A 22,964-nucleotide genomic window follows, 5' to 3' on the forward strand; every position below is an offset into this window, starting at 1 on the left:
TCAGCCGCGCAGCGACTCCGCGAGCTTGTGCTTCAGCAGCTTGCCCGTCGATGTCGCGGGCAGCGCGTCCATCAGGATAATCTCCGACGGCCGCTTGTACGAGGTGAGTTGCGGGGCAATATGGGCCATCAGGTCCTGTACCGTGGCGGTCGAACCCTTGATCAGTTGCACAAAGGCAACCACCTCTTCGTTGCCCTCGACCGGCCGGCCGACCACGGCGCATTGCACCACGGCGTCGTGCGTGCTCAGCACCGCCTCGATCTCGGCCGGATAGACGTTGAACCCGGAGCGGATGATCATCTCCTTGGTCCGCCCGACGATATAGAGCGCATCATTCTCGAAGCGGGCCAGATCGCCGGTGTTGAACCAGCCGTCGGGGTCGATCGCCTTCGCCGTCAGGTCGGGCGCGCGGTAATAGCCGCGCATCACGTTGGGGCCGCGAACATGCAGCTCGCCGACTTCGCCTGACGCAACCGGCTTGAGGTCGCGGCCGATCAGCTTGGCCTCGAGGCCGGGCATGACGGTGCCGACCGCATGGTCAGCCCGCGGATTGTCGGGCCGGACGCCGGAGATGCCCGGCGAGCATTCGGTGATGCCGTAACCGTTGAGCAGCGGCAGCCCGAGCTCCTGCTCGACCCGTGATTTGAGATCGAGGTCGAGCGGCGCGCCGGCCACCGAGATCACCCGCAACCGGCCGCGATCGAGCTTCGGCAGGCCGGCATTGCGCCGGTATTCGAGCAGACGCTGATAGGTCGCGGGCACGCCGTTCAGGATCGTGATGCCCTCTTCAGTCATCGCCTTGACCAGCGCGGCCGGATCGTATTTCGCCACCAGACGCACGGTGGCGCCGATCATCAGGGTCATGGTCAGCAACGAGATGCCGACGATATGCGAGATCGGCAGCACGCAATACTGCACGTCGTCGGCCGCCATCTTTCGGAAGCTTGCCGTCGCCCGGGCGCTGAACAAGAGATTGCGATGGGTCAGCATCACGCCCTTTGGCGTGCCCGTGGTGCCGGAGGTGTAGATGAGAACCGCGACCTGGTTGGCGCCGTCGGCCTCGACCGGCTCAGCCACGGTTGCCAGGTTCAAACCGGTGACGGCGATGCCGCGGAGCGGACCGACATCCTGCACGGCGGCCTCGTAACGCGCGGCATGCGTAGCCGCCTCCTGCGAGACCTCGGCGGTCAGCAGCACGCGGCGGGCGCCGCTGTGATCCCTGATCTGGTCGAGCTCACGCGGCGACAGCCGGGGATTGACCACGATGGACCAAGCATCGAGCCGGCTCGCCGCCAGCAGCAGGCAGGCGAGCGGGATCGAATTCTCGCTCACGATCATCATGCGGTCGCCGGCGCGGATGCCGAGCGCCCGCAGCGCCTCGGCGACGCGACTGACCGCCCGATCGAGCTCGCGGTAGGTCAGCCGCATCTTGTCGTCGATCAGCGCCGGATGATCCGGCGTCGCCCCGACGTGGTGATCGATCACCTCGTGGATGCGGTTCGGCAAGCCTTCCACACTTCCTTCAAACTGGGTCGACGCCTGCACTGAAACCTCCCTGTGACAGCCCTTTGGGCCTGATTTGTTGTCTTGAGGAATTTTCCCGCTCAGGCGGTCTTGCGCCGCCCCGCGGCCAGCTGCGCGACGATCTCGTCCTCGACCTCGCGCAGCTTGTCCTTGCCGAAGAAGATCTCGTCGCCGACGAAGAAGGTCGGTGAGCCGAACGAGCCGCGCGCCACCGCGTTGCTGGTGTTGTCGATCAGCTTCTTCTTCACCTCGTCCTGCTGGGCGCGGGCGATGATGCGGTCGATATCGAGGCCGGAGGACAGGAACGCTTCGCGGAACACCTGCGGATCGTCCATCTTCTTGGGCTCGGACCACATGTGGTGATAGGCGGCGCGAAAGTACGGTTCGAACAGCCCTTCGAAATCGGCAGCGACGACGCCGCGCATCAGCATCAGCGTGTTGACCGGAAAGAACGGGTTGGTCTTGAACGTCGTGATGTTGTAGCGGCGCAGGAAGCGCTCGGTCTCGAGCGCGTTGTATTCCGGCTTGTTCTTGATGCCGCGCAGCGACTCGCCGGGCGACATGTTGCCGGTCGCCTTGTAGACGCCGCCGAGCAGCACCGGGATGTAGTCGAACTTCACGCCGGTACGCTTCTCGATTTCGGGCAGCGCCTGCTCCGCCAGATAGGCGTTCGGACTTCCAAAATCGAAATGGAATTCGACCTTGAGCGGAGCAACCATGGAACGCCCTTCCCTTTGAGTGCCAGCAGCCCTCAGCCGCCGCGTTGATCGAGCCGGGACCTTAAGTTCTATTTTAGAACTGTCAATATGATATTTGTCATCCAATGACTAAGTCGCGGCTGCAGGCGAGGCATCCTATTGAAATTGCGTTAGTTCTGTTTTAGAATTTAAAAGGCGATGTCGACGCAGACCGCAGGAGATGCTGATGAAATGGGATGCCCTCGAGGAGGAGCCGTGCTCGGTGGCCCGCACGGTGGCTGTCATCGGCGACCGCTGGAGCCTGCTGGTCCTGCGCGAATGTTTCCTGCGCATCCGCAGGTTCGATGACTTCCAGGCCTCGCTCGGGATCACGCGGCATCTGCTCGCCGACCGGCTGAAGAAGCTGGTGCGGTTCGGCGTGCTGCGCAAGATCCCCTATCAGGAGGCGCCGAAGCGCTACGAATACATCCTGACGCAGAAGGGGCTCGACCTCTATCCGATCATCATGTCGATCGTGCACTGGGGCAACGTCCACATGGTCGATTCGCGCGGCCGGCCGATGCTGCACGAACACAAGACCTGCAAGAAGATGTTCGATCCCGTCATGGTCTGTTCGGAATGCGGCGAACCGCTGAGCGCGAAGGCGGTCCACGTGCATCCCGGCCCCGGTGCGCGGAAATCATCACCGGTGCACGCCAAGGCGCAGGAGCGGGCCAGGCGTGCCGCTGATTAGACCAGGATGTACTGTTTACGAAGCCGGCTCGCCTTGCGCTGGCGGCTGCTCAGTGTGACGGCGCAGCCATCAGCGCAACATTGCCGCCAAGCAGGCAGCCGACGGCACGGCCGCCGGCGAAGCCGATGCGGACCCGAATCTCGGACAGCCGCCCCATCGCCCTGCCCTGCAAGATTCGAATCTCGTCGTCATCAGGAGCGACCAGGCGGTAGTCGAGCAGGCCGAACGCAAGCGCCGCGGCCGCAATGCCGGTCGCGGCATCCTCCCGATAACCTGAGGAGCGCGGGAATTGCCGCGCCTCGAACAGGCGAGCCTTTCGGTCGATCACGGCGAATGGATAGAGCCCGGTCGATCCGATCCGGCCGCAGACCGCCTCGACTTGCTCGGCCGCGGGATCGAGCGCATTCAGCGCGTCGGGAGAGCGCATCGGAACGAGGGTCTTGATCCGCGATGTGACGGCATTGCACGGTGCCACCGCATCGATCGCTTCCGGCCCGACCGCGAGCGCCCGCAGCACGTCGTCGCGTTGCCCCGTGGTCAGCGGAACGGTCTTCCCGGCCGGCTGGGTGATCTCGACACGCGGCTCGCCGTGACGACCACGGCTGATGAAGCCGGTGACCGGACCGCTGCGCGTCGAGATCCGCATCGTGTCGCCCGGCAACTTTCCATGGCGCGCAAGCAACCAGAGCGCACCGATGGTCGCGTGGCCGCACATTTCCATCTCGTGATTCGGAACGAAGAAGCGGAACGTGGCGTCGAAATCGTCGCTCTGCGCCGGCAGCACGAAGCCGGATTCGCGACCATGGCGGCGCGCAATATCCTGCATCTCGGAGGCGCTCATGCCGCTTGCATCCACGACAATCGGACAGGGATTGCCGCCCTGCCCATCGACCGTGAACACGCTGACCAGTTCGGCTGTCGTCATGATGTCGCCCGCCTGTCTCGCCGTCCCTACTTGACCAGCGTCGCGCCGGTCTCCGGATGCTGCAGCCAGCCGAGCAGCGCCTCGTGGAAGCGCGCCGGCGCCTGGATTTGCGGCGAATGGCCGAGGTCGGGGAATTCGATCAGCTGCGCATGCGGGATCCGCTTCACGGCCTCCTTGCCCAGCACCGGATAATTGCCGAGCGTCTTGCGGATCTCCGGCGGCGCGGTGTCCTTGCCGATCGCGGTGGTGTCCTTGTCGCCGACAAACAGCAGCGTCGGCGGCTTGATCTGCTCGAACTCGTAGAACACCGGCTGGGTCGCGATCATGTCGTAGAGCCGCGCCGAGCTCGACGCCACGGCGGCGCGGCCCTCTCCGCGATACATGCCGGCCAGCATCTGCACCCACGTCTCGTAGGACGCATCCCACGTGTCGGCGTAATAGGTGGCGCGCTCATAGGCGCGGATGCTGTCCGCGGTGACGCGCGTCTCGCGCTGCATCCAACCGTCGAGGCTGAGCCACGGCACGCCCTTGGCCTTCCAGTCCTCCAGCCCGATCGGATCGACCAGCACCAGGTGGTCGGTCGCCTCCGGATACATCAGCGCGTAGCGCATCGCCCGCATGCCGCCGGTCGAATGGCCGACCATGATCGAATGCGCGATCCCGAGCGAGGCGAGCAGCGCGCGGCTGTTGCCGGCGAGCTGCTGAAAGGTGAACTGATAGCGCTCCGGCTTGCTGGACTTGCAGAATCCGATCTGGTCGATCGCGATCACGCGATAGCCGGCGCCGCTGAGTGCCTTGATGGTGCCGTCCCAGGTCGCGGCACAAAAATTCTTGCCGTGCAGCAGCACCGCGGTCTGGCCGTTCGGCGTCGCCGGCTTGACGTCGAGATAGGCCATGTCGAGCTCCTGCCCCTGCGAGCTGAAGCGATAATGCTCCACCGGATAGGGATAGTCGAAGCCCTGCAGCTCTGGTCCATAGGCCGGCTCGGCGGCCGATTGCGCCAATGCGCTGGACGAACTGAGCGCGACGGTCGCGGCGACGGCGATGTGAAACAGGGTTTTCAGGTGCATCTCGGCAAATCCAGAACTCAGGGGCGATCTCGTGATGCCGTAGCCGAACGCGTGGGCGCCATCCAGCGCCCAGCGATGATTTGTTCGTGATCTCCGCGCAAAATTACGCCGGATCGAACGCGCGGATCGGCGGCAGATTGCCGTTGAACCGCTCGACCTCGACGCTGGTGAGCTGGCCGGTGCAGCCCTGCGCGAAGGATGACGTGCCGATGTCGCGAGTCAGCACGTTCGGATTGCCGTGCACGCAGAGCGGCGCATCCTCCTCGGGGTCCATCGGATCGTACCAGGCGCCGGTCGGCAGCTGCACCACGCCGGGCGCGATGCCGTCGGTGACATGCACCGCGGCAAGGCAGGCGCCGCGCGCGTTGAAGATGCGGATGATGTCGCCGTCGGCGATCCCGCGCGGCTCGGCGTCGCGCGGGTTCATGCGCGCGACCTCGCGGCCGCGATACTTGGCGTCAAGCGAATGGCCGCCGAAATCGAGCTGGCTGTGCAGGCGCGTCACCGGCTGGTTGGCGACGAGGAAGAACGGCGCGCCCGGCGTCGGCGTGTCTGATTTCTCGAGCCAGACCGGATGGCCCGGACAGTCCGCATCGCCGTGGCTAGCGATCTTCTGCGAGAAGATCTCGATGCGGCCGCTCGGCGTCGGCAGCGGGCGCGCGAGGGGGTCCTCGCGAAAACGGCGCAGCGAGCCGCCGTCGTCGAGATGCTGCGGCACCACCTGGCTGCCGCGCTCCCAGAATTCGTCGAAGCTCGGCGCCTCGAGCCCGCGCGCGGCGAGCGCCTTGCGGGTCGGCTCAAAGAGATGTTCCAGCCACTCTCGCGACGTGCGTCCCTCGGTGAAGGGCTCGCGGGCCCCTAACCGCTCGGCGAGATCGGCGAAGATCTCGTAGTCGTCGCGCGCAAGGCCGAACGGCTCGGCGATCCGGTGCATCGCGACCATCAAGGGATCGTTGCTGGAATAGCCGATGTCCTCGCGCTCCAGCGTCATGGTCGAGGGCAGCACGATGTCGGCGTGGCGGGCGGTGGCGGTCCAGGCCAGCTCATGCACCACCAGCGTGTCGAGCCGCGCAAACGCCTTGCGCAGGCGGTTGAGGTCCTGGTGATGGTGGAACGGATTGCCGCCGGCCCAATAGACGAGGCGGATATCCGGATAGGTCCGCGTCTCGCCATTGTAGCGATAGCTGGTGCCGGGATTGAGCAGCATGTCGGCGATGCGCGCCACCGGAATGAAGTCGGCGACGCCGTTGCGGCCCTGCCCGAGCGTCGGTCCCGGCACCGCATTGACGCGGCGGCCGTAATAGCCGATCGCGCCGAGCGAATAGGCGTAGCCGCCACCGGGCAGGCCGATCTGGCCGAGCGCCGCCGCCAGCACCATGCCCATCCACACCGGCTGCTCGCCATGCTCGGCGCGCTGCAACGAATGCGACACGGTGATCAGCGCTCTGCGGCCGGCAAGCCGGCGCGCGAGCGTCTTGATGGTGCCGGCATCGATGCCGCAGATCGCCGCGGCCCATTCGGCACTCTTGGGCTGACCGTCGCTCTCGCCGGTCAGATAGCGCAAAAACACTGGCCAGCCCTCGGTGTAGCGATCGAGGAAGGCCTGATCGTGCAGACCCTCGCCGACGAGCGTATGGACGATGCCGAGCATCAGCGCGGTGTCGGTGCCGGGCGTGGCCGTCAGCCATTCGGCGCCGGCCTCGACGGGGAGATCGTCGCGCAGCGGGCTGACCAGGACGAACTGGCAGCCGCGCCGCTGCGCGGCTGCCATCGCGCCGCGCTCGACATGCTTGCTGATCGACCCGCCGGCCACCATCGAGTTCTTCAGCGCCATGCCGCCGAACGCCAGCACGATGTCGGTCTCGGCCGCGATCTGCTCCCAGGTGACGTTGCGCTTGGTGATGTCCTCGTAGCCGGTCAGGATCTGCGGCAGCAGCACCGATGACGCGCCCGAGGAATAGGTGTTCACCGAGCGGACATAGCCGCCCATGGCGATGTTGAGGAAGCGGTGCACCTGGCTCTGCGCGTGATGGAAACGGCCCGCGCTCGACCAGCCGTAGGAGCCACCGAATACCGCGCTGGGGCCGATCGTGTCGCGGATCCGCGTCAGCTCGCCGCCGAGCAGATCGAGCGCCTGCTCCCAGCTCACCGAGACGAAGTCATCGCGGCCGCGCCGATCGTCTGGGCCCGGCCCGCGCTCGAGCCAGCCGCGGCGGATCGCAGGCTGCGCGATGCGCGCCTGGTGGCGCAGCGCGCCGGGGAAATTGTTGATGATGCGGTTCGGATCGGGATCGGCGGCATAGGGCCTGACTTCGAGACCCGCCTTGCCGAGCCGCGCCGAGAACACGCCCCAATGCGAGGTGTGCGGCTTGAAACCGTCGGACAAATCGAGGCCGGGATCGGGGTGGCCAATGGTCTCGCTCATCGATGCTCCTTCATCCCAGGCCGGTTCATCCGAGGCCGGCACCTCGCCGCGCCGTCGCAACGTCCCCGCCAGTATAATGATCCAATCGGCGCACGGTACCCGCTAACACGGATCGCACCGTGCCTTGCCGGCATGACTGCGGGCGACGGCGGCGGAACTTCCCACTGGGGCCGTGCCGCCAAAATATCGAAAACAACCCCATGCAAAGGGCGCCGGGCGGCCGCCGGCGCCCGACAACGCCACTTGACGCGTCGGGCAAATCAGGGATACATTTCCAATATTCCGAAATCGTGCAAGTGCCCCGTCGCCCGCAACAGCAGGCGCGACGGATGCACGTGAGACCGAAACCCCTCCCCACAATCGACATCGCACCGGCTGCCGCAGCGAGCGATCGTCTGCGCGCTTGCCACGCGCATTCCAGGGACTACCCGACATGGATACTGCACCCGACATCACCGTGCCGACGATGCCCGCCGCACCCGGCCCGACCCAGGCTGCCGCAGCCCCGCGGATCAAATTCTCCTCGCATGGCTTCCGCATCGACCATCCTGATCCGGAGCTCGGCGCACGGCTGATGGCGAACGCACTTGGAGTCGCCGACCGCGACGCGATGGACGGCATCCTGCGGCAATTGGTCAAGGCCAGCGTGAGCGGCGGCAAGCCCTGCGAGGTCAACCTCGCCTTCATGATCTCGATGGTGAGAAGCATCGGTCCGCGGGATTCCGTCGAGGCCATGCTGGTGGCGCAGATGGTGTCGGTTCATGTGATGGCAATGCGATGCGCCCATCACCTCGCGCATGCCAAGGACCTCGCCCAGCACGACAGCGCCGCGCGCGCATTGGGCCGGCTCGCCCGCACCTTTCCCGCCCAGATCGAGGCGCTGAACCGCCACCGCAGCCATGGCGAGCCCGCCATCACCGTACAGAACGTCAAGGTCGAGGACGGCGGCAACGCCATCGTCGGCACCGTCACGCAGCATGCGAGCGTGATCGTGTCCGAGAACAGCCCGGCATCCGCGGCGCGGGCACTGAGGCCCGCGGGCGCGAGGCGACGGCGGAATTCCACCGATGCGGCGCGGGACGCACAGGCATGAGCGGCCACATCCAAACGACCGGCCCGATGCTGGCCAGCCGGCGTTGCGGCGCCAGGACTCGCTGCGGCAGTTCTTGCCGCGCGCCGGCGGTGCGCGGCAAGACGCGCTGCCGCATGCACGGCGGCGCAAAGGGTTCCGGCGCGCCTCGGGCGAACCGGAATGCGCGCAAGCATGGCCTGTTCACTCGGCAAGCGATCGCCGAGCGAAGGCAGATCCGGGCGTTGTTGGGAGACGTGCGGAGGATGCTGGAGGGGATGAAGTGATTGCGTTCCGCAAATGGCCGCACGCCTCAACGACCAACGGGCCGCCGGGCGCGAAATCCCGCTGGCCCATTCCCGCTAAAGCATGATCCGGAAAAGTGCGAGGCGGTTTTCCCTGCGACAAACGCGAAGCGTTTGCGCGGAGATCATGCTCAAACAAAGAGCTAAAGCGCGATGACGATTCAACCTAATCTCATCGCGCTTTAATGGATCATGAGGGCTGCGGCGATGCCGAACGCCGTGAGCGTTGCAACGGCCAAACTCATCAGGGTTATCGCTACAGGCCTCGGCATACGTTTAAACCCGCTGACGCAGTAAAAGCTTGCCGGTTGCCGGACATTGCGCGTTCCGCGAAGACAACGCACCCCGTAGCGGCCCCGCGAGCAAAGATCCGGATTCCCGGCGATCAGTGCACGAAAGCCAGCATCAGCGCAAAGGTGACCAGCGCGTAAGTGCTGGTGACGGTGATGCCCAAATACAGACGCTCCATTGCGGCCTCCTGCCCTCAAGGCGCCGCCCCCGCACGATCAACTTAGCGCCCGCTCCGGCCCCGGGCAGCTGGAATTCCGGGTCATGGTAAATCTACGGGACCGTCCATCCGGGCTAGCCCCTGCAAGCTGCCGGCGCCAACCCTGTGGGCTCCTTGCATCCGACTGAGGAAGTAACCCTCTCTTTCCAATTGCCGGCCTGTCGGGCTTATCACCGTCCAGAAGGTTAAGGTGGAGGACGGCGGCAACGCCATCGTCGGCAACGTCACAGCCAAGCCTCGCTTATTCGTCTGGTTGGAAGCCCTCCGGCATTCGAGGGGGACCGTCATCATTCGGCCGATTGCAGGCCGGACAGGGCGCACCGGCGCCTCCGCAAGCGCAGGCGTGCGGACCGGTCCAGGGCTGGTCCTGATGGTTCTCACACACCCATCTTGTGTCGTCGCAAAAAATACAGCGAGGCTTGCTCATAGATCTTCTCGCACCCCACGAAAGAACGGATGCCGCACCTTGCCCTCGGCAGATTTGGCGCGATACTCGATCTCGGCCAGTACCTTCGGCTCAACCCATACGCCCTTGTGCTTGATGCGCTTGGTGTAGGGCTGCGTCTTGCGGATCAGCGGCGTCAGGCGTTTGCGGAGATCGGCGGCCGAGGCCTTGTCGAAGCCGTGGTCGACCTTGCCGGCGTAGATCAGCTCATTGCCCTTGCGCCGGCCGACGTAAATTCCGTCCCATTCGTTGTCGTCCAGTGCAAAGCCGGCGATGGTCAACGTCTCGCGCTGGGCGCAGGTTTTCTTGACCCAGTCGCGGCTGCGGGTGCCGGTCGGATAGGCGCTATCCGCCACCTTCGACACCACGCCTTCATAGCCGAGCCTACAGGCATGCGCGAACATCTTGGGGCCGTCCACCTCGAAGCTTTCGCTGAACTGGACCTCGGTGCCAGCGACGAGCTTCTTCAGCAGCGCTTTGCGCTCCTTCAGCGGCAGCTTCCGGAGATCGCGGCCATTGAGATAGAGCAGGTCGAAGGCCACCATCACGATCCTGGTCGACTTACCGCGCAGCTCGTTCTGCAGCACGGAGAAGTCGGTCGTGCCGTCTGGTGAGGGAACGACGATCTCGCCGTCGATGATGGCTGATGATGCGGAAATGTGCCAGGCGTCTTGGACCACCTTCTTGAAGCGCCTGGTCCAGTCGTTGCCGCGCCGGGTGTAGATCTTCACGTCTTCATTAGCGATGTGAGTCTGAACCCGGTAGCCGTCGAACTTGATCTCGTGAATCCAGCGTGTGCCGCTCGGCACCTTCTCGATCGGCGATGCCAGGGCCGGCGCGATGAAGCCGGGAAAGAGCGCCTTGGTCCCGATCGCCTCGGGCTTCCTACGCTGAAACGCCACAACGCAACTCCACAAACAATAAGCTGATTCAAACTGGCGCAATCGCAATCGTTCCGACGCGGGTCCGCAAATGGAACGGTCGATCATAAACCGAGTTGGCCCTCATCGACAGGGAGGCCGGAATGGCAAAGAAAGCGAAGAAGCAGACCGCGCGCGGTCGCAAGCAGGACCGAGCGCGCGTCGCCGGCGGGCAGGATTACGAAGTGCGCTATGAGGCGAAGAAGACCGGCAAGTCGGCCGCATCGGTGAAGAAGACCGTCAAGAAGGTCGGCACCAGCCGCAAGCGAGTTGAGCGTCGGCTCGGGTCGGCGATGAAAAGGTCGTTAGGAACGGCACCTTCGAAGCGACGTTAGCAATGTGCTGCTCGCGGCAGAGCGGCATCATGGATGAAAGTGCCCCGGCTCTTGCCCCCGAAGACCGGGGCACATTCTCGATCAGTTTGAGCGGCCCCGGCTGGCACCTCGCTGGGGCACCGAATCGGCCTCGGCATGTCCTCTCGCTGGGGCCGTTTCGCTTCGGGGAACAAGCAGGAGTCCAGAGGCCGTTTCGCGAGAGTAAACAGCCCGCTCCTTTGTCTCGGTGGCCGTCAGCCGCAAGCGCGTCGATCGTTGGCCGAGTTGCGGTGCCGGTCGGAGTTAGGGCCTGGTCGGCAGCAATCAACCGGTGCTCATTCGATCCCGAAAGCGCGCTCGTTCGGAAGCGGAATCGGCTCATGGTGACTTCGTCCCAGAAACGTGTCGGGCTTGGGCAACCCCAGCGCAGCGTTGGCTCGGGCGAGGAGATCGTCCGCTGACCTGCGCAGCCGTTCGAGTTCAATCTGCAAATTCGTTGGGCGGTAAACAAGCATTGCCGGCTCCGAATAACTGGACTGCTCGTACAGGATTGAGCGTAGGCCTGAATATTTCTCGGAGCAAGGGCTTAGATGACCGGCCTCGCCGCTCGGCTCGGATCTAATGGGTCGTGGGCGCGGATATAGTCCCAATGATTTGCATGTCTTCTTTCCGCACGGTTACGCGGCGTCCCGTCTCGGCAGCGATCTTTCGGGCGGCTCGCATCGCGGAATCCTCGTCCGTCAGTTCGAGCAGGATGATGCTGCCTGTTCCCGAGAACGCGTCAGGGTTCAAGAGTTCGATGATGAACAATGGTCCCCCCTCCGGACGATCATTTTCACCGCGCGTTTATAGCGGCCTTGACGCACCGCGATTGCGCAGGATCATCCGATCTCGCACGAATCTGGTTCGTCAGCGCCTGCGCTATGATCTCGGCTTTTTCCTTGGTCAGCTTCTCGGCAAAGGGGCCATTTTTCTTTATCTGTGCCGGTCCTTTGAGTTCGCTGTCGTAGACCATCCAGCCAATGCTTCCTTGCCGAACGAGGAAACGGCCTCGCATCGGGCGTTCAATAAATTCCATTGCAACCATCCACCTGTGAAACGCAAGTTCACCGATTAGCTTGCAGGATGGTGTGCTCCGCATTGAACTATGTGAATCGTTGCGATCAACTTTGGACAAGCACCGCTCGCGCTTTCCGCGGCGAACTGAAAACGGCCCCAACGAGGGGGCCGCCAACCCGAGCGATACGGGTTTTCTTCCAGGCAGTCGGGGGGCACCTTGGCTGACCAGAAGCGCCAATTAGACGCTCTTGTCCTCTCGATGGTTCCTTGCCTACTGCGCATATTTTGGGAGAAACTGGCGGTCGCACAGGAGCGTGCTAGCAATAGCTCCGTCGGGTCGCGCCCCGGCAATATCGGACGACTGGGCCTCAGCAACGGCGTTTCGGCGTGCTGGGGCCTTTTTGCGATTACCTAAAGGGGGCGCCATCGAATTGCTAGGAAGTCGCCATCTCGCCAGACGAGCTGACACGAACTTCGGCTAGCTAAGGGCTTCAAGAGATTAACACATGCAAGTGCCGGAACTTTCGTCGCCAGCATGATCCGGTGAACCTGCCTCCAACAACACAGACCGGAATCAGGTAGCGGCTCCAGCACCGGCCTCCCGGCCCCCAGAGGTGCTGGGGCCGTTTTTACAATTAAGGGGTAATCCAAGGTGCCGTCGGCGTTTGTCGCATTCCCCGGTAATATGCAGTGCGCTCTCGGACATGAGCGCGCGTGGGGACGGCTCTGGCGCGCACGCTAGCCCCGCAAAGCGCCGGAGCCGTCTCACGGCGGCGACGGGTGCTATCCTACATGAGATGGATCACCGGCTCATAGCGGTCCAGATGCGCGGACCGAGGCTGGGGCTAATAACCGGCTCGTGGTGATCGCCAACAGAGCCAGACGGCCGAGCGCCGTCAGCCAAGCGCGGGCCATCGCCCTCGCTGAGGGCATTTTCTTGGGCCAAGAAAAAAGCCCGGCGCGAGCGTGGTCGGCTTTCTCTTGGGCGGATGCGAAAATGAAAGAGGCCGCCAACGGAGGCGGCCGTAGCCCAAATTGGGTCATTCCGTCATTTGGTCGCTCCAGATGCGTTCGCCGCATTTGCATTCCATGAGCCGCACGGTTTTCCCGCCGACAGGATCGAGGAAGGCACGGACGAGTTCGGGGATGTCAGAGCATCTGGGGCACTGCTGCCAGTTCATGGCTTTGTGCGGCGTCGTTCGCTGATCTAGAGTGGGCTGGTTCACTTCAGTTCTCGATGCGCTCTTAGTGGACTCCTTAAGTTACAAAGTGAACAGTTGTTCCTGGGTTGCGCCGCGAATCCTAAAAAGGCATGGAACACCTTGGAGCATGCTGTTCCAGCCAAAGGCCTTTGTTTGCCTCGAAAAGCGCTAGCTCTAACCGGAACGACCGAAGGCCGGCCTCGGCGAGATGGCGTCGCCTCTGTTCACGCACCAGGATCGCATATCAATGGCTCGCTGAGCGCGATCCAATAACGCTATCGTCTCTTCGCTGAATGGCTGGCTCATGGCGCAGCTCCTCCTTGCAGGCGGGAGCGCGCTCGGTCTTCAGCCACCGACGCCTACGGACAAAGCCTTCGCCGGTGATCGCGGGACAATGAGCCAGTGCAGCAAGCCTGGCAAGTTGATTTACTGTCCACCCGCGCCGGTCATCCCTTTCGGGACGACCGACGGCGAGCTTTGGGCCGGGCATCCCGTGCTAAGGGAGATACTGTCCTAATTAGGACACTCGACCGAACAAACGAGAAGGACCGGCAAATCCCGGGAAGATGAGATGACCAGGATGTGCAATTGGTACTGGCATTTCAGGACGAAACAATTCGGAGAACATCTTGCCAGCTTGGGCCGAAGAGGAAGAGCAGCGCCTGCTACAGATGATCCGCGAGACCGAGCTGACCCAGCGCGAGATCGCCCAGAAACTCGGCCGCACAGAGGCCGCAGTCAGCGCCCGACTGACGATAATGAGGAAGCGTCTCGCGGCGGGGAGCTAGGCTCGCTCAACAGCTTCTTCCCGCGAAGAATCTTCACTTAAGATAAGGCCGGAACCTAGATGGGACACGGCTCCTGACACGCCTAAGTAAATGCGAACACCAAGGCCGCGGCGCAAGCTCTCCATATGTTCAGGTTCAGTCACGGCGACGGCGTCGAGTACAGCCTCATGGCGTTGGTGGCGATATCGTTCGTAGCGCTCATCGTAGGCGTCGGCGCCCTGTTTATGTGATGAGCCTGCCATCTCATGGATGATCCAACCGTCTTGGCCTCAGCGTGTACCCCCTCGCTGGAGCCATTCTTTGGGGCGCCAGCCTAACGGTGCTATCCCGCCGCCGAAAATCAAACCGGCAGCTCGATACCTCGCAGCTTGAGCAGGTCCTCGATCTCAATGGCCCGCCGGGCTTCGCGCGCTTTTTTCAGCAAATGCTCGCGCTCTGCTCCGGGGGGAAGACCTGCCGCTTTCGCCCTCGATTCCTGAGCAAGCCGGTCAAGCCGAGCGGTGAGCGACAACGTTTGTATCGTCCGTTTGCGCCGTTTCTTTACCATGACAGTTCGCCTGACATTCCAACTAGCGACCGTCAGAACACCAGCCGCACGGGCTCGCATTGTCCTGGGATAATCTAGGCGCTCGAAATTTTTTCATCCGTTAGGAACTGACGCGCCGGTGCTTTTTGAGCGAACAGGTCTCAGCTTGAATTTCGCAGCGGGTGGTCAGCCACTTTAAGACCGGGCCAGATTGGCAGGTCGCCTGCCTTCGGGATGCTTGTCGATTGTCCGCTTCGCTGCAGCGATCGCTTCTTGAGTACGTTGGTAGGTCATTGTTCTGATGGTTTGGCCGCCGGCGATCGGCGTGACTTCGACCAAGAACCCACCGCCGGGTTGCTCGATAATCACCAATCGGTGCGCTAGATATTCAAATTCGTCAGTCACGTTAGTGAACTCGTTCTGGATTTCGGAACAAGCGGGTAAGGCCTGGAATGTTCCAATAGTGAGGTGGGACTTTGGGCGCAGCATGCTCTGCGACGGTGTCAGCGCTCTCCCGGCCACCAGGTTGAGGGCGGGTTCATGGCGGAGATCTTAGTCGTCCGCAGTACCACAAGATGGCTGCGCTTGAACGGGTAGCCGGAGCGTCGCGAGCACAGCTTGCAGCGCATATAGCGCTCCAGCTCGTGGATCGGCGTCCACTTCGGCCGCCTCACGATATCGAGCGCGACCGTCTGATGCGTCTCGCAGCCGAGGCATTTCACTTCGAGGTAGCGGAAACCGGCGTTGAGTGCATCGCCGAGCGCGGGCGACGGCTGGGCGGGCCCCTGAAAAGCGAGCATGCGGGCGTTCCATGCCCGGCAGGCCGCACCATCCGCCTCGAGCCGAGCCTCCTTGGCGCGCTCGGCCAGATGCCTGACCGTCGCTCCGAACAAGTACTCCCGAGATTTAGAGCCCATGCTGGTCACAAAAGCCGGATTCTCCTGTCGTTGCAAATTCCCAAGATATGGTCGCGCGGAACCGGTCCTGAGTACAGAAATCAGGCCGGTCAGTCGTTGTACTGGTTGCAGTCGGCGGCAGCGAGTCGATCGTTGTGCAATACGATCTGATCTCCGCCGTGGCAGCGATTTCAAGAAGACTCTGCAGCGGCCGCAACCTCGACTGCGAGCACCGCCGGTAACTGATCCGCCGACGCATCCTGCGCGTTTCAATCCGAGGCCCGCGTCATTTTCAGAAACAAATCTCCGGGCGAAACGAGCGCCCGAGTGTGTCATCACAACGGAATTGTTTGCTCGATAGACGGCACGACCCAGGATAAATTTCATGATTGTGCGGGGACTTGTTTTCGTCATCCTCACGCTTTTCCCGGCAGGCGCAATTGCCAGAAGCTGGTTTCTCAATGGCGTCGGGAGCAGCGGCATTTATCACATCTGGGAGTTCGGCGACGACGGCCTGGTGTCGAGCCTGACGCCGGCGCTGTCGCCGCCCGATGGCGTTCTTCATTTGGCGTGGCCATCCGCGATCGCGCCGGATGCGCATACAAGGCGTCTTTATGCGTCAGCCTATACGACGGGCTGGTTTCAGCTGCGGCTCTGGACGTCGACGAACGAAGGAGCCTGGATTCCGCAGGGAATCGCCCTTCAGTCGGACGCGTCCGAGCCCGGCGGGATCGGCCCGGCGCAGGTGGTGTATGAGCCTGGAGCAGCCGAGCCGTACATGATCTATTACCTCGACCGCGCGGCGAAGCAGATCAAGCTTGCGACCAGCGTTGACGGCATGACGTTCACGCGCCACGGCGCCGTGATCACGCCCTCACTGCCCGAGGAAGCGTCCGGGCTGTCGATCAGCTATGCCTGTCGGCGCGCGAACGGCGAATATGTCATCTTCTATCACGGCTACTACAACAACACGCAGAACGCCGTCGCGCTGGTTGCCACGGCAGATGGCCCGCACGGCCCGTTCACGAAGAAGACCGTCATTGCGCGGCCGGATGGTTTTGCGTCGACGCTTTCCGCCCACCGTCTCAATGCAACCGCCACCGCTGATGTCGCGGTGCCGCTGGGGATTCCCCTGCTGGTCGGTGGCGGCACGGCACGACAGGAGGCCAACGTCGCAATCAAGCAGGATGAGACCACGATCTGGTTCGAGCGGCCATTCGTGTTCGATCACGCTTCGGATCGTCTGGTTTCGGTCTCGCGAAACAAGGTGGAGCTGTCCTACGCCCAGGAGCAGCCGGACGGCAGCTGGCGCGGCGTCTTCTCGCTCTACAATCCAGATCCTGGCGTCGCTTCAGAATATACGACGGAGGGCAGCGCCCGATCCCTGACCGCGCCATGGTCGTATGCGAGAACCGGGTTTCGCTTCAAGCCATGGTATCGCGGCGGGGAAAATTCGACCGAGAACCCGACGCCGCTGCTCAGCAACGACGCGTGTTCGAGCTAGAATGGCAGGCGCATCGTGAACGCCGGCCTTAATGCTCCGGACGATGCCCCCGCTTCCGGCGACACGGTTCGGCTGCGGCCGACGAGACAGCCGCCGGGCTGACCGAGGACCATCCGCTTCAGCCCGACTATTGGTGGAGCTGTTCCTGGAGCTGTTCCTGGAGCTGTTCCTGGAGCTGTTCCTGGAGGCCGTTGCGCAATCGAGGACGATCTGCCAGTTTTCAACCTTTGATCAACGGGCGATCCCTATCGCGGGCACAGGATGCGACAGGTCTGCCAGCGTGAGGCCAGGATCCGGACACGGAGCGCGTGAAGACGTCTGATGCCCGAAACAGGTGAATTTCAAGAATCCAGTTCGGCCGCCTTGCAGCGCGCCTTCGCGCAGGCCGTCGCGCTGCATCAGCGAGGGCAGCTCGCGGCAGCAGAGAAGATCTATGAAGACATGCTCCGACAGCAGCCGGACAACTTCGATGCGCTGCATCTGCTGGGCCTGATTTCGGCGCAGACCGGCCGCAGCGAGCGCGGCGTCGACCTGATCCGGCGCGCGATCAGGCTCAACGGCAACGTCGCGGACGCGCACAGCAACCTCGGCAACGCGCTGCGCGCGTTGCGCCGCTTCGACGAAGCGCTCGCGAGCTTCGATGTGGCGGTCGCGCTCAGGCAAAACCTTGCGCCGGCGCTCTATAATCGCGGAATCACGCTTGCGGACCTCGGGCGCCACGAGGAGGCGCTCGCAAGCTACGATCGCGTGCTCGCGCTCGTGCCCGACCATGCGGATGCCCATCGAAACAGGGGCGCCGCGCTGAGAAAGCTGCAGCGGCCCGAGGAGGCGCTGGCGAGCCTGGACAGGGCGATTGCGCTCAAGCCCAACGACGCCGGTGCACACAACGATCGCGGCAACGTGCTCAACGACCTCAAACGGTTCGATGATGCGCTCGCGAGCTACGACCGGGCGCCGGGAATTCCCGGCGCGTGCTACAATCGCGGCAACGTGCTGGTCGAACTGGATCGTCTCGAAGAGGCAGTTGCAAGTTACGACAAGGCGATCGCCCTGCGGCCCGACTATGCCGAAGCCTACAACAACCGCGGCTCGGCGCTGTTCAGGCTCAGGCATCATGAGGCGGCGCTCGCCAGCATCGACAAGTCGATCCGGCACAAGGGCGACGATGCGGCTGCTTACGCCAACCGCGGCAAGGTTCTATCCGTTCTGGCGCGCTACCCCGAGGCACTCGCCGCCTATGACAAGGCCGTCGCGCTCAAACCGGACCAGGCCGACATCGAAGGCTATCGTCTGCACGCCAAATCCCACATTTGCGACTGGGCCGGCTTTGACGCCGAGTGCGACCGACTTGTCGAGTTGATCAGGACCCGGAACGCGACGACGCCGCCATTTCTGTTTTGTAGCGTTCCTTCATCGACCGCCGACCAACTGCTGTGCGCCACGCGATGGACCGCGAAGAATCATCCGCCGTCCATAAGCCAGCGCTGGCGGGGCGAGCGCTACCATCACGATCGAATTCGCATCGGCTATTTCTCGTCGGATTTCTGCAACCACGCGACATCGCTCTTGATGGCAGGGATGTTCGAGTGCCACGACCGGTCGAAATTCGAGACGGTGGCAATCTCATGGTCGCCCAACGCCCCCTCGGAGATGCGTCAACGGCTGGAGGCGTCGTTCGATCGATTTGTCGAGGTCCGGGACATCAACGACGATGAGGTCGCCGACCTGATCAGACAATTGGAAATCGACATCCTGGTCGATCTGAAAGGCTTTACCGGGGGATCCCGCACCAGAGTCCTCGGCCGCCGACCCGCCCCCATCCAGGTCAATTATCTGGGCTATCCGGGAACGCTCGGTGCCCCGTTCATCGATTACATCATCGCCGACCGTACGGTGATTCCGGATCACCATCGCGAATTCTACAGCGAAAAGGTGGTCGCCCTGCCCGACAGCTATCAGGCCAACGACGACAAGCGCGTCATTGCCGATCGCGTGTTCACGCGCGGCGACGTGGGGCTGGCGCCGACGGGCTTCGTGTTCTGCTGCTTCAACAACAACTACAAGATCACGCCTGACATGTTCGATCGGTGGATGAGGATTCTCGGCCGCGTCGAGGGCAGCATGTTGTGGCTCCTCGAAGCCAACGCCGACTCTGCCGCAAATTTGCGAAAGGAGGCGGTCGCGCGTGGCGTCGCTGCGGAGCGCCTTGTGTTCGCACCGCGTATGTCGTCACCCGACCATCTCGCACGCCATCGCCTCGCCGGCCTGTTCCTCGACAGCACGCCCTACAACGCCCACACCACCGCCAGCGATGCGCTATGGGCCGGCCTGCCGGTGCTGACCATTCTCGGCGACACGTTTGCGAGCCGGGTCGCGGCGAGCTTGCTCCATGCGGTCGGCCTGCCCGAGCTCATTGCGGAATCTCCGGAGGCTTATGAGCGCATGGCGGTCGATCTTGCGACCGATCCTTCGAGGCTCGCGGCGCTCAGCACCAGGCTGGCGGCCAACCGGCTGACGGCGCCGTTGTTCGATACCAAACGTTTCACCCGGCATATCGAGGCCGCCTACACCACGATGTATGCGCGTCACCGGGCGGGCATTGCGCCGGACCATATCGTCGTCCCGGCGTGATCGTTGCTGCCTGACGGCAGTCGCTCGTCAGCGGAGCGCTGAGAGCGAAGTCAATCCCTTGACGGCCGGCCGGTCGAGACAATAGATGACAATCATCATATAACGACCCGACGCCCGGGCAGGTTCGAATCCCGGCCATGCCGGTTCGCACCAGGGCGCGACAGGAGAGCCATGCGTCGAATTGTTGTGACGGGCCTGGGGACGGTGTCGCCGCTGGGCTGTGGCACCGAACTGGTGTGGTCGAGGCTGCTGGCGGGGCATTCCGGGCTAACGGCATTGCCGGAATGGGCGGCGGCGCTGCCGTCGCGCGTCGCAGGACAGGTTCCTGACAAGGCCGGGGATGCCGAGGGCGGCTTCGATCCTGACCTGGCGGCCCCGCGCAAGGACCAGAAGAAGATGGACCGGTTCATCCTGTTCGCGCTGCTCGCAGCGGCTGAAGCCGTGGCGCAAGCCGGCTGGATGCCGGCCGACGCGCAGGCGCAGCAGCGCACCGCCACCGTGATCGCATCCGGGATCGGCGGGTTTCCCGCGATCGCGGACGCCGTGCGCACGGCGGAGAAGAGCGGCCTGCGCCGGCTGTCGCCGTTCACCATTCCATCCTTCCTGGCCAATCTCGCGGCCGGGCACATCAGCATCCGCTACGGCTACAAGGGGCCGATCGGCGCGCCGGTGACCGCCTGCGCCGCCAGCGTTCAGGCGATCGGCGACGGCGCGCGCCTGATCAGATCGGGCGAAGCCGACATTGCGATCTGCGGCGGCGCGGAGGCCTGCATCGATCCGGTGAGCCTCGGCGGCTTTGCGGCGGCGCGGGCGCTCTCGACGTCGTTCAACGACACGCCGGCGCGGGCGTCGCGGCCGTTCGACCGCGACCGCGACGGCTTCGTGATCGGCGAAGGCGCGGGCGTCCTCGTCATCGAGGGGCTCGAACACGCGCTTCGGCGCGGCGCGAAACCGATCGCCGAGCTCATCGGCTACGGCACGACGGCGGACGCCTATCACATCACCGCTGGTCCCGAAGACGGCGACGGCGCCCGGCGCGCGATGGAGGCGGCGCTGCAGCAGGCCGGGCTGCGGCCCGGCGAGGTCCAGCATCTCAACGCGCACTCGACATCGACGCCGGTCGGCGATCTCTCCGAGCTGGAAGCGATCAAGCGCGTGTTCGGGCGCGCGGGAGGAATTGCCGTCAGCGCCACCAAGTCGGCGACCGGACATCTACTCGGCGCCGCCGGTGGCATCGAGGCGACCTTCACGATCCTGGCGCTGCGCGACCAGGTCGCGCCGCCGACGCTCAATCTGGAGAACGCCGATTCCGCTGCACAGGGCATTGACCTCGTCGCGAACGTCGCGCGGCCGATGGCCATCGAACACGCGATCTCGAACGGCTTTGGATTTGGCGGCGTCAACGCCAGCCTGGTTTTTCGACGGTGGTCTTAAGGCGGTCGGGCGTTGCGCTCAGCGCACTCCAATCCGTTCCCCGTCCTGCTTGCGGACGTAGAGATGACGTTCCAGCACGGATTGCATGTTCTCGAACATCGAATAGAGATCGTCGCAATAGACCGACGGATTGTCGAAACCGTTCTTCGTGGAGAAGCGGTGCGGAAGGTAGCCTCCGCCGCAGGCGTTCATGAACTTGCATTGCCGGCACTTCTCGCAAAGATTGACTGAAGCATCGCGTGCGGCTTTCCAGCGCGGCTCGGTCCTGACGTCGTCGATCGCGTGATCGAAGATGTTGAACCGCGTGTTGGTGAAACCGTCACCCGCAATGCGCAACACGTCGTGGGCCTCCACCGTGCCGTCGGTCATGACCGTGCAAAGCTCGACCGGCTTGTGGCCGACACCTTCGGTCGGCGCGTTGTTGCCGATCAGGGCCGCGACCATGTCGGAAATGATGCGGACATTCGATGTCGGCGTCGTGCGATTGGCTTCCAGCCACAAGTCGAAAAGGCCGTTATAGAACGGGGCAATGGACGACGGCTTCTCGTCCACCGTCGCGTCGGGAATCATGATGTCGTAGTTGGCGATGCCGCACGCCGCGAAAAAATCCGCGTACTCCTGCGGCGCGTAGGCCGGGTTGCAAACCGCGAGGGCGATCACGCCGATGTCGCGCGATACCAGCATGCGGGCGGCGCGTTCCACGGCGGCATGGGTGCCGGTCCCTTGAAACGTCTTGCGGTGAGCGTCGTGAATATGTGCCGGCCCATCGATGCTGATCGCCACCGAAATATTGCGGGCCTCGAAGCAGTCGAGCCATTCATCGTCAATCAGGATGCCGTTGGTCGTCACCGCGATCGGGATCTCGCAGCCGGTCCGGGATGAAATGCCCTCGCAGCCCTCCGCAAAACGGTGAAAATTATCGACACCCCAAAGCAGCGGCTCACCGCCGTGCAGGATCACGGGAAAGTCGACGAGGGAGTATCTGGCGACGTGCTGTTCGAGGCGCAGCAACAGCTGTTGCAGCACCTCGGCACTCATCAGCTTGGGCTTGTCATAGACGGCCGCATCGCGAAACCAGTAGCAATAGGAGCAATCGATGTTGCACCTCGCCGCTACCTTGACCAGCAACTGCGTGATCGGCTGCTCCTGGAACGCGACGGAATTTGAAGCGTCAACCGACATGCGGATTACCGGCAAGCTGCGATCGGCCTAGATCATGATGCGTTTCCACGGAACCGCATCATGATCTCGTCTGTTTGTTTGAGCATGATCATTTTGGAAAACCGGTTTCCACTTTTCCGGATCATGCTCTAGTAGCCTCTGACGAAGCCACCTCGTCGGAACGCGCCTGCTCCGGGATAATATCCGCCGGCCCTGCGAAATGCGCCGGCTCCCGGATAGTAGCCGCCGCCCCTGCGAAAGCCGCCCGCATAGGGCCCCCTGGCAAAGGCCCCGCGCCTGAAATAAACCTGAGTTGCCTGAGGCTGTTCGGAAATCAACCCCAGCTGGAAGCCCTGTACGTCTTGAGGGCTCTGTTCTTGCAAGCTCTGTTCTTGAGGGCTCTGTTCCTGAGCGCCCTGTTCCTGAAGGCTCTGCTCGCGCACACCACTCAGCAATGCGTCGATACCCTGATGATCGCTTTCGATTGTCGCACCCGGCCCGTGCAGTTGCAGCAGGCTCGCCAAGACCGTCAGCGTGATCGCCATCGTTGAGCTCCTTTTCGCGATATCGCAATCAAACGAAATGTCGGCGCGTGCCTTACGCCGGTCGAGCAACTGAAAGTATAGCAGCGGATTTGCAGCGGAGTCTAGGTATCGCGTCTGATGCTGCGCCGATCAGTTCGCGATGGGCGAACGACCAGGGCACGCTCTCGCGCGAGCCCGTTCCGAAAGACCTGCGCAATCGTTCACGAATGTGATCGCGGCCAACGGCACCGCAATCTGAATCGGGAGCCGCAGCCATGCGCTCGAAATGGCCGCTTTTGCGTG

Annotated in this window: 22 protein-coding genes; 8 read left to right on the forward strand and 14 right to left on the reverse strand. The window is 63.4% G+C overall.

Annotated elements, in window-relative coordinates; genetic code table 11:
• Complete coding sequence (locus ACVMB1_RS24575) at window positions 1–1,545, reverse strand: class I adenylate-forming enzyme family protein (RefSeq protein ID WP_229189138.1); 1,545 nt, start codon at window positions 1,543–1,545, stop codon at window positions 1–3.
• 59 nt (window positions 1,546–1,604) lie between these two features.
• On the reverse strand, window positions 1,605–2,243 hold the full coding sequence (locus ACVMB1_RS24580; protein WP_076830551.1) for a 2-hydroxychromene-2-carboxylate isomerase: 639 nt from the start codon (window positions 2,241–2,243) through the stop codon (window positions 1,605–1,607).
• Window positions 2,244–2,448: 205 nt separating this feature from the next.
• On the opposite strand from ACVMB1_RS24580, the gene ACVMB1_RS24585 reads away from it, so the two are divergent.
• A complete protein-coding gene (locus tag ACVMB1_RS24585; RefSeq protein ID WP_026193238.1) occupies window positions 2,449–2,955 on the forward strand; it encodes a winged helix-turn-helix transcriptional regulator in 507 nt (168 codons plus the stop codon).
• A 49-nt stretch (window positions 2,956–3,004) separates the two neighbouring features.
• Here ACVMB1_RS24585 and ACVMB1_RS24590 read toward each other — a convergent pair whose 3' ends face one another.
• The 3 genes from ACVMB1_RS24590 to ACVMB1_RS24600 form a co-directional block, all read right to left on the reverse strand.
• Window positions 3,005–3,880, reverse strand: a complete 876-nt coding sequence (locus tag ACVMB1_RS24590; RefSeq protein ID WP_076830548.1) for a PhzF family phenazine biosynthesis protein — start codon at window positions 3,878–3,880, stop codon at window positions 3,005–3,007.
• A gap of 26 nt (window positions 3,881–3,906) precedes the next feature.
• Window positions 3,907–4,950 (reverse strand): alpha/beta fold hydrolase, encoded by a 1,044-nt coding sequence (locus ACVMB1_RS24595; protein WP_456849293.1) that lies wholly within the window; start codon window positions 4,948–4,950, stop codon window positions 3,907–3,909.
• Window positions 4,951–5,053: 103 nt separating this feature from the next.
• Window positions 5,054–7,375, reverse strand: coding sequence for a molybdopterin guanine dinucleotide-containing S/N-oxide reductase (locus tag ACVMB1_RS24600; RefSeq protein WP_076830542.1), 2,322 nt, complete (start codon window positions 7,373–7,375; stop codon window positions 5,054–5,056).
• A gap of 433 nt (window positions 7,376–7,808) precedes the next feature.
• Between ACVMB1_RS24600 and ACVMB1_RS24605 the strand changes: the two genes are divergently transcribed.
• Entirely contained in the window at window positions 7,809–8,468 is a 660-nt protein-coding gene (locus ACVMB1_RS24605) for a hypothetical protein (RefSeq protein WP_076830540.1), read from the forward strand.
• On the forward strand, window positions 8,465–8,731 hold the full coding sequence (locus ACVMB1_RS24610; RefSeq protein WP_076830537.1) for an HGGxSTG domain-containing protein: 267 nt from the start codon (window positions 8,465–8,467) through the stop codon (window positions 8,729–8,731). The genes ACVMB1_RS24605 and ACVMB1_RS24610 overlap by 4 nt, the downstream gene beginning before the upstream one ends.
• Window positions 8,732–9,680: 949 nt before the next feature.
• Here ACVMB1_RS24610 and ligD read toward each other — a convergent pair.
• Window positions 9,681–10,604: a non-homologous end-joining DNA ligase gene (ligD, locus tag ACVMB1_RS24615; protein WP_076830458.1), complete on the reverse strand. Its 924-nt coding sequence runs from the start codon at window positions 10,602–10,604 to the stop codon at window positions 9,681–9,683.
• Window positions 10,605–10,726: 122 nt separating this feature from the next.
• Here ligD and ACVMB1_RS24620 point away from each other — a divergent pair, with 122 nt between their 5' ends.
• The gene (locus ACVMB1_RS24620; RefSeq protein WP_076830497.1) at window positions 10,727–10,957 is read left to right on the forward strand and encodes a DUF3606 domain-containing protein; all 231 of its coding nucleotides are present in this window, start codon (window positions 10,727–10,729) and stop codon (window positions 10,955–10,957) included.
• 314 nt (window positions 10,958–11,271) lie between these two features.
• Here ACVMB1_RS24620 and ACVMB1_RS24625 read toward each other — a convergent pair whose 3' ends face one another.
• From ACVMB1_RS24625 to ACVMB1_RS24635, 3 genes are all read right to left on the reverse strand, one after another.
• Window positions 11,272–11,451: a hypothetical protein gene (locus tag ACVMB1_RS24625; protein ID WP_141340039.1), complete on the reverse strand. Its 180-nt coding sequence runs from the start codon at window positions 11,449–11,451 to the stop codon at window positions 11,272–11,274.
• 103 nt (window positions 11,452–11,554) lie between these two features.
• Complete coding sequence (locus ACVMB1_RS24630) at window positions 11,555–11,746, reverse strand: hypothetical protein (protein ID WP_057019190.1); 192 nt, start codon at window positions 11,744–11,746, stop codon at window positions 11,555–11,557.
• A gap of 25 nt (window positions 11,747–11,771) precedes the next feature.
• A complete protein-coding gene (locus ACVMB1_RS24635; protein ID WP_141340038.1) occupies window positions 11,772–12,014 on the reverse strand; it encodes a hypothetical protein in 243 nt (80 codons plus the stop codon).
• A gap of 1,812 nt (window positions 12,015–13,826) precedes the next feature.
• Here ACVMB1_RS24635 and ACVMB1_RS24640 point away from each other — a divergent pair.
• Complete coding sequence (locus tag ACVMB1_RS24640) at window positions 13,827–13,985, forward strand: sigma factor-like helix-turn-helix DNA-binding protein (protein ID WP_200844582.1); 159 nt, start codon at window positions 13,827–13,829, stop codon at window positions 13,983–13,985.
• Window positions 13,986–14,325: 340 nt separating this feature from the next.
• On the opposite strand, the gene ACVMB1_RS24645 is transcribed toward ACVMB1_RS24640, so the two are convergent.
• From ACVMB1_RS24645 to ACVMB1_RS24655, 3 genes are all read right to left on the reverse strand, one after another.
• Window positions 14,326–14,532, reverse strand: coding sequence for a hypothetical protein (locus ACVMB1_RS24645; RefSeq protein WP_057019187.1), 207 nt, complete (start codon window positions 14,530–14,532; stop codon window positions 14,326–14,328).
• A 174-nt stretch (window positions 14,533–14,706) separates the two neighbouring features.
• The gene (locus ACVMB1_RS24650) at window positions 14,707–14,916 is read right to left on the reverse strand and encodes a hypothetical protein (protein ID WP_141340037.1); all 210 of its coding nucleotides are present in this window, start codon (window positions 14,914–14,916) and stop codon (window positions 14,707–14,709) included.
• A gap of 98 nt (window positions 14,917–15,014) precedes the next feature.
• On the reverse strand, window positions 15,015–15,428 hold the full coding sequence (locus ACVMB1_RS24655) for a hypothetical protein (RefSeq protein ID WP_076830452.1): 414 nt from the start codon (window positions 15,426–15,428) through the stop codon (window positions 15,015–15,017).
• Between the two features lie 364 nt (window positions 15,429–15,792).
• Between ACVMB1_RS24655 and ACVMB1_RS24660 the strand changes: the two genes are divergently transcribed.
• From ACVMB1_RS24660 to fabF, 3 genes are all read left to right on the forward strand, one after another.
• The gene (locus ACVMB1_RS24660; protein ID WP_076830449.1) at window positions 15,793–16,911 is read left to right on the forward strand and encodes a glycoside hydrolase family protein; all 1,119 of its coding nucleotides are present in this window, start codon (window positions 15,793–15,795) and stop codon (window positions 16,909–16,911) included.
• 321 nt (window positions 16,912–17,232) lie between these two features.
• A complete protein-coding gene (locus ACVMB1_RS24665; protein ID WP_076830443.1) occupies window positions 17,233–19,542 on the forward strand; it encodes a tetratricopeptide repeat protein in 2,310 nt (769 codons plus the stop codon).
• Between the two features lie 171 nt (window positions 19,543–19,713).
• Entirely contained in the window at window positions 19,714–20,976 is a 1,263-nt protein-coding gene (fabF, locus tag ACVMB1_RS24670; protein WP_076830440.1) for a beta-ketoacyl-ACP synthase II, read from the forward strand.
• 18 nt (window positions 20,977–20,994) lie between these two features.
• On the opposite strand, the gene ACVMB1_RS24675 is transcribed toward fabF, so the two are convergent.
• Window positions 20,995–22,158: a radical SAM protein gene (locus ACVMB1_RS24675; protein WP_076830437.1), complete on the reverse strand. Its 1,164-nt coding sequence runs from the start codon at window positions 22,156–22,158 to the stop codon at window positions 20,995–20,997.
• A gap of 128 nt (window positions 22,159–22,286) precedes the next feature.
• Window positions 22,287–22,682, reverse strand: coding sequence for a hypothetical protein (locus tag ACVMB1_RS24680; protein WP_076830494.1), 396 nt, complete (start codon window positions 22,680–22,682; stop codon window positions 22,287–22,289).
• Window positions 22,683–22,964: the final 282 nt, after the last annotated feature.

This window comes from Bradyrhizobium sp. USDA 4504 (assembly GCF_054063995.1).

Bases quoted from the DNA above. Each gene is read 5' to 3' on its own strand.
- ACVMB1_RS24580 (WP_076830551.1), bottom strand. From the start codon at position 2,243: ATGGTTGCTCCGCTCAAGGTCGAATTCCATTTCGATTTTGGAAGTCCG.
- ACVMB1_RS24585 (WP_026193238.1), top strand. From the start codon at position 2,449: ATGAAATGGGATGCCCTCGAGGAGGAGCCGTGCTCGGTGGCCCGCACG.
- ACVMB1_RS24590 (WP_076830548.1), bottom strand. From the start codon at position 3,880: ATGACGACAGCCGAACTGGTCAGCGTGTTCACGGTCGATGGGCAGGGC.
- ACVMB1_RS24595 (WP_456849293.1), bottom strand. From the start codon at position 4,950: ATGCACCTGAAAACCCTGTTTCACATCGCCGTCGCCGCGACCGTCGCG.
- ACVMB1_RS24600 (WP_076830542.1), bottom strand. From the start codon at position 7,375: ATGAGCGAGACCATTGGCCACCCCGATCCCGGCCTCGATTTGTCCGAC.
- ACVMB1_RS24605 (WP_076830540.1), top strand. From the start codon at position 7,809: ATGGATACTGCACCCGACATCACCGTGCCGACGATGCCCGCCGCACCC.
- ACVMB1_RS24610 (WP_076830537.1), top strand. From the start codon at position 8,465: ATGAGCGGCCACATCCAAACGACCGGCCCGATGCTGGCCAGCCGGCGT.
- ACVMB1_RS24620 (WP_076830497.1), top strand. From the start codon at position 10,727: ATGGCAAAGAAAGCGAAGAAGCAGACCGCGCGCGGTCGCAAGCAGGAC.
- ACVMB1_RS24625 (WP_141340039.1), bottom strand. From the start codon at position 11,451: ATGCTTGTTTACCGCCCAACGAATTTGCAGATTGAACTCGAACGGCTG.
- ACVMB1_RS24635 (WP_141340038.1), bottom strand. From the start codon at position 12,014: ATGGAATTTATTGAACGCCCGATGCGAGGCCGTTTCCTCGTTCGGCAA.
- ACVMB1_RS24645 (WP_057019187.1), bottom strand. From the start codon at position 14,532: ATGGTAAAGAAACGGCGCAAACGGACGATACAAACGTTGTCGCTCACC.
- ACVMB1_RS24655 (WP_076830452.1), bottom strand. From the start codon at position 15,428: ATGGGCTCTAAATCTCGGGAGTACTTGTTCGGAGCGACGGTCAGGCAT.
- ACVMB1_RS24660 (WP_076830449.1), top strand. From the start codon at position 15,793: ATGATTGTGCGGGGACTTGTTTTCGTCATCCTCACGCTTTTCCCGGCA.
- ACVMB1_RS24665 (WP_076830443.1), top strand. From the start codon at position 17,233: ATGCCCGAAACAGGTGAATTTCAAGAATCCAGTTCGGCCGCCTTGCAG.
- fabF (WP_076830440.1), top strand. From the start codon at position 19,714: ATGCGTCGAATTGTTGTGACGGGCCTGGGGACGGTGTCGCCGCTGGGC.
- ACVMB1_RS24675 (WP_076830437.1), bottom strand. From the start codon at position 22,158: ATGTCGGTTGACGCTTCAAATTCCGTCGCGTTCCAGGAGCAGCCGATC.
- ACVMB1_RS24680 (WP_076830494.1), bottom strand. From the start codon at position 22,682: ATGGCGATCACGCTGACGGTCTTGGCGAGCCTGCTGCAACTGCACGGG.